This window comes from Paenibacillus tyrphae, assembly GCF_027925525.1.
Lineage (GTDB): Bacteria > Bacillota > Bacilli > Paenibacillales > NBRC-103111 > Paenibacillus_G > Paenibacillus_G tyrfis_B.
Map to the genome: position 1 here is coordinate 110492 of NZ_BSDJ01000019.1, position 9665 is coordinate 120156.

Genomic DNA, 9665 nt, shown 5'->3' on the forward strand with positions numbered 1-9665 from the left:
GCGATTAAGCCGAGAAGAACCGCGTTGTTATTGAAACGGTCTACTTCTTCAGCAGAGCCCAGCGATACGCATACTCGAATAGAAACTCGAACGCTTCGAGGTGGCGCTTCGCCTCGAAGGCATTGGCGCCCCAGGCGTAAATGCCGTGCTTGCGCAGCAGAATGCCGGGAATGCGGGGCACGATCGCGCCTTCGACCAATTCGGCGATCCGCGGAATTTCCGCGTAGTTCGGGAGAATCGGGATATCGATATGCGCTTCTTCTTCCCATATGTTAAATGCTTTGATCAGCTCGACGCCGTCCACCGGCACGCTGCCCCGTTCCGCATACAACTCGGAGACGAGATTGTTGAACACGGTGTGCACATGAAAAATCGCGCCGCAGCCCGTCAAACGGTAGATCTCGCAGTGGATCAGCGTTTCCGCGGACGGCTTCAGGCCGGTCGTTTCGATCGGTTGACCCGATTGGTCGACCAGCAAGTAGTCGGAAGGCGTGTTGACCGACTTGTCCTTGCCGCTTGCCGTAATGGCAAACGCAAACTGCTCGGGAGAAAATTCCCCCGTCCGGATCGACAGATTGCCGCTTGTTCCCGGAAACCAGCCGCGTGCGGCCAGCAGAGTTTTAATCTCACGCAGCTCGGCGAACGCCTGCTGCTTCTCTTCCAAACGAATAGCGCTAAAGCTCACGCACTTTCATCTCCTCTAACCGCTTGATCACGTCGTGAAAATCTTCAAAAGGATAGTAATTCAACCCGAGCTCTTGGCACAGCTCGATCAGATGGGAGCGGGCGAATACCGTATCGGCCAGCTTCGCCCCGGCAAAATCGGTTACGCTGTCGCCGATCATGATACGTTCATACGTCTCCCGCGGGTAGGAGCGAATGATTCTCGTTTTGCACATACCGCAGTCGTTGTCACATTCGGCGTCGCACGAATGCGGCCACAGAATGCGGATATGCGTGCCGCTGAAATCGCTCGCGTTGCAATAAATGTTCTCCTTTAGAATCGCAAACGACGACAGAACGGGATAGACGAAAAAGTCGATTCCGCCGCTTGTCACCAAGAAGAGGATGTCCTCTCGCTTACAGTAATCCAGCAGCTCGCGGAACCCGCTGCGAATCGTCACGTTGCCGATCGCGTAATCGACGACTTCCTGCCGGCGGGAGGTCGGAAGAAGCGCAAACATGCGTCCGACGCCTTCACGGATCGTGATTTCCTTGGAGATGACTTGATTAACCAACGTATCCCAGCCCTCGGGCTGAAAATGCTTCATAATCGCCACGATATTGTCGTTGACGGTAATCGTCCCGTCGAAATCGCAAAAAATAACCCGCTGCTTGCTCATTCTTTAATCCCCCAAGCGTCAATTGCGGCTTGCAGCTCAGGATGCCCATCCGCGGCATACTCCCGCAGCGGAACACTCGCCTGGCAGCCGTCAATTGCCTGCCGGAAGGCTTGCCCACCGGCAGCAGCGCCCATAGGATGGCCATGTACTCCGCCTCCCGCATTGACCACTACTTCTCCGCCAAAATCCCGCAGGATGAGCGGTACAAGTCCGGGATGAATGCCGGCCGAAGGAACCGGGAAGCTCGCTGCAAGCGGAACTTGTCCGTTCGCGGACGTTGGTGCTCCGTCCCCGCCGTAAATATAATCGGCGCGTTCGGTTGTCAGCAGCGCTTCCTTGATCGCCATGTTCTCTTCCTTCGGCATAACGACGGAACCGTACGGCGAAGGGAACAGCACCAGATCGGCCCCGGCGAGCCGCATGAGCTTGCCAAGCAGCACGTTCGCAGCGATGCCGTGATACGGTGACGGATACAAGGCCCCGGCGAGTGACGGGTGAGCCATCAGCGGCACGTTGACGTCAGGGTGACGGCTCAGCTCGCTGAGAGCGTCAAAGCCGTAAGCGAGCACATTGAAGAGCAGCGCGTTGGCTCCGGCGTCGATCGCTTTTTTGGCTTGTTCGACGAGCCCGAAGGTCGGTCCGGTCAAATTGGCCGCGTACAGCAGCTTCTGGCCGGTTTCCCGCTCGGCTTCTGCCGCCGCCTGCATGCACAGCTCGACCCGCTTCTCGATCGGAGTCAGCGGATTCTCAAACAAAATCTCGTCGTCCTTGATCAGGTCGACGCCGCCGAGCGCCTGCTGATAAAACTGCTCCCGCAGCGCGGGCAGATCGTGGCCGATCACCGATTTGAAAATGCTCATGAGCAGCGGACGGTCGTGGATGCCAAGCAGCTTGCGCACGCCCTCGATGCCGAAGCGCGGTCCCGGAAAGGCGGATAAGAACGACTCGGAGAATGCCAGGTCGATCAGCTTGATCCGGCCGTCCATTGACAGCTTCCCGAAAACAGTGACAAGCAGGGCAGGGATATCGCGGCTGAAATTAATATCGGGATAAGCGATACGAATATCTGCATATCTTGCGGAAGCGGGCTCGCCTGCCGACGGTTCGTGTACGTCCACGCTGACGACACGGCCGAGATGCTTTTCCATTTCCGCCTTGCGCGCTTCCGGCAGCTCGGTCCAGCTTCCGACGGTCAGACCGACGGCGATGCCGGTCGCTTTTTTATGAAAATCGGCTTTCTCGTCATAACAACGGTAGGTGGCTACGCAATACGCTGAGGATATAGCAAGACTCACAAACGGACACCTTCTTTACTTGGTATGGGAAGCGATGGAAGCGCTGATCGCCGCGCCCATTTCGGCCGAACGTTCCGTGGCGCGGCGTATCGCTTTGGAAACCGTATCGGTGAAGCCGCAGTGGTCCATCGTCTCGATGGCCGCATGCGTAGCGCCGTTCGGAGACGTCACCTTGCGGCGCAGCTCGGCCGGCTCTTCTCCGCTCAGCTCGACCATGCGGGCCGCACCCATCACCGTTTGCACGGTCAGACGCTTGGCCTCCTCATGCGTTAGCCCTCCGCTCATCCCGCCTTCGATCATGGCTTCCATCATATAATAAATATAGGCCGGGCCGCAGCCGGATAGCCCTACAATCGTTTCCATCAGCGATTCTTCGACGATCGATACGATGCCGACGGAGCGGAACATCTCTTCGCCCAGCTGCCGCTGCGCGTCCGAGACGCCCCGGGAAAAGCTGAGCCCGGTTGCGCCAAGCCCGATGGTGCTGGATGTGTTGGGCATCGTGCGGACAATGGCCCAGCCGGTGCCGCCGAGAATCGCTTCCATCATGTCGATGGAAAGTCCGGCAATTACCGATACGAGCAGTTGCTCTTTGCGGAGCATCGGCTTCAAATCGAGCAAGCCCTGAGCGGCGTCGCTCGGCTTAAAGGCCAAGACGATGATATCGGCTGAAGCGATAGCATCGTTTCGCTCGGCAGCTCCCGCGGCGTATCGAATGCCGTACTGCTTCTTCAGTTCTTGCAGACGGGCTTCATTCGACCGGTTGACGGCTACAAGCTGTTCCGGCTGCATGCCCGCCTCGGAGATGAGTCCCCGGATGATCGCTTCCGCCATGGAGCCGGCGCCGACGAACGTGATGTTTTTGGATAAAATCTGTGACATATTGGCTGCTCCTTTCGAACTTTGCAAGTGTATACGATCTTCTGGGTTAACCGCGAATTTGCCCGTCTCCGACAATGCAGTATTTGCTCGACGTCAGCGCCGGCAAGCCCATAGGACCGCGAGCGTGCAGCTTTTGCGTGCTGATGCCGATTTCGGCGCCGAAGCCGAATTCGAAGCCGTCCGTGAAACGGGTGGAGGCGTTATGATACACCGCTGCGGCATCGACTTCCTGCAGGAAACGCACAGCGTTCGCCTCGTCTTCCGTCACGATGCATTCCGAGTGCATCGTCCCGTGGCGGCGTATATGCTCTAGCGCCTCATCCAGTCCGTTTACGACACGAACGTTCAAAATATAGTCATTATACTCGGTATCCCAGTCGGCTTCCGAGGCCGCTTTCACCGTCGGCACAAGCCGCTGCGCTTCCTCATCTCCCCGCAGCTCGACCATTTGCTGCACGAATTGCTCGGCGATGCTCGCCAGATGTCGTTCCGCGAAATCACGATGCACCAGCAGCGTTTCCATCGAGTTGCATACGGAAGGCCGCTGTACTTTCGCGTTGATGGCGATCTTCAGTGCCATATCCGGCTGCGCGCTGGCGTCGATATAAGTATGGCAAATACCGGCCCCAGTCTCAATCACCGGTACGGTTGCGTTTTTGACGACGTTCTGAATCAATGAAGCGCCGCCGCGCGGAATAAGCACGTCGAGCAGGCCGTTCAGCTTGAGCATTTCGTCCACCGATGCACGGCTCGGGTCCATGACGAGCTGCAGCGCGTCTGCCGGAACGTCGGTCGATTTCAGCGCCTCGTGGAGCACTTCGACGATCCGTTTATTGGACTGGAGCGCCGAGGAGCCGCCGCGCAAGACGACGGCATTGCCGGTTTTCAGGCAGAGTCCGGCCGCATCCACCGTTACGTTCGGGCGCGCTTCGTAGATGATGCCGATGACGCCGAGCGGCACGCGGACCTTGCGGATTTGCAGGCCGTTCGGGCGGTCGAACGCCTCCAGCGTATCGCCGATCGGATCGGGCAACGCGACGACCTGCCGCAATCCGTCGGCCATCGCTTCGATCCGCTGGCGGTTCAGGGCCAGCCGATCGAGCAGTGAGGTGCTGATGCCGCTCTCGCGTCCGCGCTGTAGATCCTCGGCGTTGGCCGCGATGATCGATTCGGCCTCCGCTACGAGGGCGTCCGCCATGCGCAGCAGCGCATCGTTCTTTTGCCCGGTGCTGAGCAAACCGAGCTTCGGCGCGGCTTGCTTGGCCAGCTTCGCTTTTTGCACCACTTCGCTCAGGTTTAGAGCTTGATCCGTTGTCATGTTCAACTTCCTCCTTCGGAGCATCGTTTTAAGTCATACTTGCCTAGGTTTCAGCTGTATCTTTTGCTTTTGCCGTGGATGCGAGGGTAATCCATTCGTCGCGATGGATGACTTCGATGCGCGATACCTCGATCCGCTTCTGTACTTCCTCCGTACTAAGACCGGCAACGGCCTGTAGCTGCCAGGAGGCATAATTGACGACGCCGCGTCCGATCGTTTCCCCATCCGGGCCGAGCACTTCGATGACATCGCCGGGATGGAACTCCCCGGTCACTTCCTTAACTCCCGCGGGCAGCAAGCTTTTGCCGCCTGCGATGAGAGCCAACTCCGCGCCTTCGTCCACATAGACCGAGCCCTGCGGCTGGGAGTGGAAACCGAGCCACTGCTTCTTCATCGGCAAATTATGCTCCGCCGTATCGAAATAAGTGCCTTTCCCGGTTCCTTCCACGGCCAGCATCAGATCGCCGGGCTCCGCAACGCGCCCGACGAACACCGGCACGCCGCCGCGCATGGCGATTCGTGCGGCCTCGATTTTGGAGCGCATCCCGCCGGTGCCAACACTGGAACCGGAACCGCCGGCAATCCGGTAAATGCTTTCGTCGATTTCCAGTACGCGGTCGATCCGTTTGGCGTCGGCGTTTTTGCGCGGGTCTTCGGTGTATAATCCGTCCGTATCGGTGAGAATGACCAGCCTTTGCGCCCGGACCAGATTGGCTACGAGGGCGGAAAGCGTATCATTGTCCCCGAATTTCAGCTCGTCGACCGAAACCGTATCGTTTTCGTTAATGATCGGCAGCATTCCGCGGCGCAGCAGCTCTTCAATCGTCATCTGCGCGTTGTGGATTCGCTTGCGGTTGGAGAAGTCGGAGCGGGTCAGCAAAATTTGCCCTACGCCTACGCCATGCCCCGAAAATGCGGCTTGATATGCTTGCATCAGCAGCGCCTGCCCGACGGAAGCGGAGGCCTGCTTCTCGTGCAGCAGCTTGGGACGCGACGCGTAGCCCAGCTCCCGAAAGCCGGCTGCCACGGCACCCGAGGTCACGAGGAGCACAGGAAAGCCTTGGGCGCGAAGCGCCGCCAGCTCATCTGCAAAAAATGCGATTTTTGCCCGGTTCAATCCGCCTTCGTCGGACGTTAGCGAGCTGCTGCCGATTTTCACTACGATCGTTTGCTGCATAGGAATCACTCTTTCCATGACTGATCTGGCTGTCGCCCGGGGCAGGGGCGGAAAACACAAAAAGGCCCCGTCCTTTAAGGACGAAAGCCTCTACTTCCGCGGTACCACCTTACTTGATGAATTGACGATCAATCCATCCTGCTTCAGACCCTTGTAACGGCAGGGAAAGCCGTCCAGCTCGTCGCTGGCCGTTCAGGGGCGGGTTCGGCAAGGCTCCACGGTAAATTCTCGCAGCCGGTGGAATTTACTCTCTGATCGTGCAGGGGCTTTCCTACTATTCCCATCAATACGTTTTGCTTTTCATTAGCATAGCATGAGGGGGGAGGTTTGTAAAGGCGATCAGCCGAACAGGCGAAGCGCGTCGATTCGGTCAACCGCTTCGCGGAGCCGCTCTTCGGTGCTGAGCAAGCCGAGGCGCACATAGCCTTCGCCGTGATCGCCGAAGCCGACTCCCGGAGCGACGACAATCTTGGCCTGCTCAAGCAGCATGTCGGAGAACGACTCCGATGTATAGCCCTTCGGCACGGGCAGCCAAGTGAAGAAAGAGCCTTGCGAACGCGACGCTTGCCAGCCGATCCGGTCCAAAGCGCCGAACAGGGCGTCTCTGCGGCTCTGGTATATCTGCACGAGCTCGCGAACGCTATCCTGCGGGCCGGTCAACGCGACGGCCGCCGCCTCTTGGATGCCTCCGAACAAGCTGCAGTAGTAATGATCCTGAATCAAGTTGATCATCCGCACGATTTCGGGGTTTCCGAGGCAGAAGCCGACCCGCCAGCCGGCCATGTTGTACGTTTTGGACAGCGTGTAAAATTCGACGCCGACTTCCTTGGCGCCCGGCAGCTGCAGGAAGCTGACTGGCTTCTGTCCGTCGAAGCCGATGGCGCCGTAAGCAAAGTCGCTGGCGACAACGATGCCGTGCTTCGCCGCAAAAGCAATTGTCTCTTCATAGAAGGAAGCCGGAGCTGAAACCGCCGTCGGATTGTTCGGGTAGTTGATGAACATCAGCTTCGCGAGATTTACGTCATCGGCGGAAAGCGCGCTGTAATCCGGCAGGAATCCGTTCGATTCCAGAAGCGGCATAAAGGCCATCCGGGCGCCGGCCAGGGCGACACCGGACCAGTAATCCGGGTATCCCGGGTCCGGCACTAAACAGACGTCGCCGGGATTGAGCAGGCATTGGGCAATTTCTACAAGGCCGGTTTTGCCGCCGAACAAAACCGCCACTTCCGTTTCCGGGTCAAGCTCGACGCCATAATCTTCCCGGTATCGTTGGGCGACAGCCTCTTTTAAGAACAAGTAGCCGTTGAACGGAGGGTAGCGGTGGTACTGCGGATTTTCCGCCGCTTGTTGCAGCGCCTTGACGATGTGCGGCGGGGTCGGGCGATCCGGATTCCCTTGTCCCAGATTGATGACGTCGTGTCCTGCAGCAATCTGGACATTGGCCTTGCGCACAAGTGTGGCGAAAAATTGGGTGGGCAGTTCTTGCAGCCGCTGTGCCGGAATCATGGGAAAAGCGCTGACGGCTGCTTTTGTCGGGTTATTGGTGTTCATCTATGTCACTCCATTTAGTTTGGTTTCAAATGTGTTGCCTTACGATTAATTCCTTCTGTTCTCATCGGAATATAGTAAATACCCTGAGCGGATAGGAATAATGTAACATGAAAAACGGTGTGTGTATACGGGTCTATTTCATCGAATCATCCATTTAACTGTCGAGTGGAATTTTTTATTTGCGTATGATGTGCAAAAGCAAGAAGATGTGTTATATTCACTGTGTGAAGTTTCAACAAGTGATATATGATTTCATGGAATGAAATTATATTGGCAACGGAGGGAACGTCCATGGCGATAAGCTTTCACGACGAATACAATAAATATACCTATACCGGCAGGCTCGCCGATTCCGGCTGGATGGAGCTGATTCGGAAGAAGGCGCGCCCCCAAGGGAAAACGGCGGCGGACATCGGCTGCGGCGGGGGCATTTACTCTGTTGCTTTGGTAGAGCTGGGCGTTTCGTCGGTCGTCGGCATCGATTTCTCCGAAGCGATGCTTCAAGGAGCCGCAGAGCATTGCACGGAGTACGGGCAGATCCTCTTGGCGCAAGGGACGGCGGATCGGACGGGATTGCCCGATGACTCGGTCGAGCTCGTGCTGGAGCGCGCGCTGATCCACCATGTTACCGCAGAAGCACTGCTGGATGTATTCCGCGAGGCGCAGCGGATCCTGAAGCCCGGAGGGCTGCTGATCGTGCAAGATCGCACGCCTGAGGACTGCCTGCTTCCCGGAAGCAGGGAGCATTTGCGCGGCTACTGGTTCGAGAAGTACCCGCGTCTACGCCAGCTGGAAGCAGGCCGCCGTCACGATGCAGCAGCCATACGCAAAGTATTGGAAGCATCCGGGTTCTCAGTCGTGGAAGAAACGCAGCTATGGGAGGTGCGCAAAAGCTACGCTAGCTATAGCGACTATCGGGAGGAGCTATTGAGCCGGAAGGGACGTTCCATTTTGCATGAATTATCGAATGCGGAGCTTCAGGATTTGGCGGATGCCGTCGCAGCGGACTCGGGCTTGGAATCGAATGAGCCAGTCGAGGAACGGGACCGCTGGACAATATTCTTTGCGCAAGCGCGTTGAAGTTCCGCTTACGTTGCTCTATGATAATAGGAAGAAACGGCGTAGCGTCCCAAAACGGGCCGCTGCGTCCGGAATTTCGAGACGGGTAAGGGGGAAGGTTAGATGGCTGGGCAACGATGGAATTTGGCTCTGCTGCAGATGGACATCGCAATAGGAGAACCCGAACGCAACTTCGCAAAGCTGGAGAGCCTTCTGCATGAGGCGGTCGCTCATGATTCGAAGCCGGATGTGATCGTCTTTCCGGAGATGTGGAACACCGGCTACGCGTTGGATCGGATTCAGGAGCTCGCGGACCGTTACGGAGAGCGGACCGAAGCGCTGCTGTCGGCGTTTAGCCGAAAGCACGGCGTAAACATCGTCGGCGGTTCGATCGCGGAGAAGCGGGACGACGGCGTTTACAATACGATATTCGCATATGACCGGCAAGGAAACCGTGCAGGAGACTACTCGAAAATTCATTTGTTCCGGCTGATGGATGAGGAGAAGTTTCTGCAAAGCGGAGACCGGGCGGGCGAACTGCAATTGGACGGCATTCCGGCCGGCATGATGATCTGCTATGACATCCGCTTCCCGGAGCTTGCGCGAAAGCTGGCGCTTGGCGGCGCGCAAATTTTATTCGTTCCGGCCGAATGGCCGAATCCGCGGCTGCATCACTGGCGCACGCTGCTGATGGCTAGGGCGATCGAAAACCAGATGTTCGTCGTCTCCTGCAACCGCGTAGGCGTGAGCGGGACGACGGAGTTTTTCGGTCATTCGATGGTCATCGATCCGTGGGGCGAGGTGCTGGCCGAAGGGGGGGAAGCCGAAACGATCGTTCGCGCTGCCGTCGACCTTAGCGAGGTGCCTGCCGTACGCAGCAAAATTCCGGTATTTGAAGACAGACGTCCTTCTTTATATTAAAAAGGTATGAAAAACCGGCTCGGATCATTCGAGGCCGGTCAGAGTGTTGAGAAAGTAAGCTTTTACAAAAATAGAGAAGCAAACGGAGGTGGGGTATCCACTGGAGAAGCGATAGCGGC

At 57.5% G+C, this 9665-nt stretch carries 9 protein-coding genes and 1 other annotated feature; of the genes, 2 read left to right on the forward strand and 7 right to left on the reverse strand.

The genetic code is table 11. The features are described from left to right. Positions 1-40: 40 nt before the first annotated feature. The 7 genes from mtnB to QMG93_RS22175 all read right to left on the reverse strand — a co-directional run bounded on the left by mtnB (position 41) and on the right by QMG93_RS22175 (position 7566). Positions 41-685: a methylthioribulose 1-phosphate dehydratase gene (gene mtnB / locus QMG93_RS22145; protein ID WP_036677417.1), complete on the reverse strand. Its 645-nt coding sequence runs from the start codon at positions 683-685 to the stop codon at positions 41-43. After that, positions 675-1343 carry a 2-hydroxy-3-keto-5-methylthiopentenyl-1-phosphate phosphatase gene (locus QMG93_RS22150; protein ID WP_281940301.1) on the reverse strand — a complete coding sequence of 223 codons (669 nt, stop codon included), beginning with the start codon at positions 1341-1343 and terminating at the stop codon, positions 675-677. The genes mtnB and QMG93_RS22150 overlap by 11 nt, the downstream gene beginning before the upstream one ends. Beyond that, positions 1340-2638 carry a 2,3-diketo-5-methylthiopentyl-1-phosphate enolase gene (locus QMG93_RS22155; protein WP_281940303.1) on the reverse strand — a complete coding sequence of 433 codons (1299 nt, stop codon included), beginning with the start codon at positions 2636-2638 and terminating at the stop codon, positions 1340-1342. The genes QMG93_RS22150 and QMG93_RS22155 overlap by 4 nt, the downstream gene beginning before the upstream one ends. 15 nt (positions 2639-2653) lie before the next feature. Next, on the reverse strand, positions 2654-3520 hold the full coding sequence (gene proC / locus QMG93_RS22160; protein WP_281940305.1) for a pyrroline-5-carboxylate reductase: 867 nt from the start codon (positions 3518-3520) through the stop codon (positions 2654-2656). A 46-nt stretch (positions 3521-3566) separates the two neighbouring features. Next, positions 3567-4814, reverse strand: a complete 1248-nt coding sequence (locus QMG93_RS22165) for a glutamate-5-semialdehyde dehydrogenase (RefSeq protein WP_281940322.1) — start codon at positions 4812-4814, stop codon at positions 3567-3569. Between the two features lie 67 nt (positions 4815-4881). Further along, entirely contained in the window at positions 4882-6015 is a 1134-nt protein-coding gene (gene proB / locus QMG93_RS22170) for a glutamate 5-kinase (protein ID WP_281940307.1), read from the reverse strand. A gap of 73 nt (positions 6016-6088) precedes the next feature. Next, positions 6089-6311 (reverse strand) — a binding site (T-box leader). Positions 6312-6354: 43 nt separating this feature from the next. Next, entirely contained in the window at positions 6355-7566 is a 1212-nt protein-coding gene (locus QMG93_RS22175; RefSeq protein ID WP_281940309.1) for a pyridoxal phosphate-dependent aminotransferase, read from the reverse strand. 291 nt (positions 7567-7857) lie between these two features. Between QMG93_RS22175 and QMG93_RS22180 the strand changes: the two genes are divergently transcribed. Together QMG93_RS22180 and QMG93_RS22185 are read left to right on the forward strand one after the other, a co-directional pair. After that, a complete protein-coding gene (locus QMG93_RS22180; protein WP_281940311.1) occupies positions 7858-8646 on the forward strand; it encodes a class I SAM-dependent methyltransferase in 789 nt (262 codons plus the stop codon). Positions 8647-8748: 102 nt separating this feature from the next. After that, on the forward strand, positions 8749-9546 hold the full coding sequence (locus QMG93_RS22185; RefSeq protein ID WP_281940313.1) for a carbon-nitrogen family hydrolase: 798 nt from the start codon (positions 8749-8751) through the stop codon (positions 9544-9546). Positions 9547-9665: the final 119 nt, after the last annotated feature.

What these genes read in the sequence shown, in the direction of transcription:
- QMG93_RS22185 (WP_281940313.1), top strand. Translation starts at nt 8,749, where the DNA reads ATGGCTGGGCAACGATGGAATTTGGCTCTGCTGCAGATGGACATCGCA.
- proC (WP_281940305.1), bottom strand. Translation starts at nt 3,520, where the DNA reads ATGTCACAGATTTTATCCAAAAACATCACGTTCGTCGGCGCCGGCTCC.
- QMG93_RS22175 (WP_281940309.1), bottom strand. Translation starts at nt 7,566, where the DNA reads ATGAACACCAATAACCCGACAAAAGCAGCCGTCAGCGCTTTTCCCATG.
- QMG93_RS22180 (WP_281940311.1), top strand. Translation starts at nt 7,858, where the DNA reads ATGGCGATAAGCTTTCACGACGAATACAATAAATATACCTATACCGGC.
- QMG93_RS22150 (WP_281940301.1), bottom strand. Translation starts at nt 1,343, where the DNA reads ATGAGCAAGCAGCGGGTTATTTTTTGCGATTTCGACGGGACGATTACC.
- proB (WP_281940307.1), bottom strand. Translation starts at nt 6,015, where the DNA reads ATGCAGCAAACGATCGTAGTGAAAATCGGCAGCAGCTCGCTAACGTCC.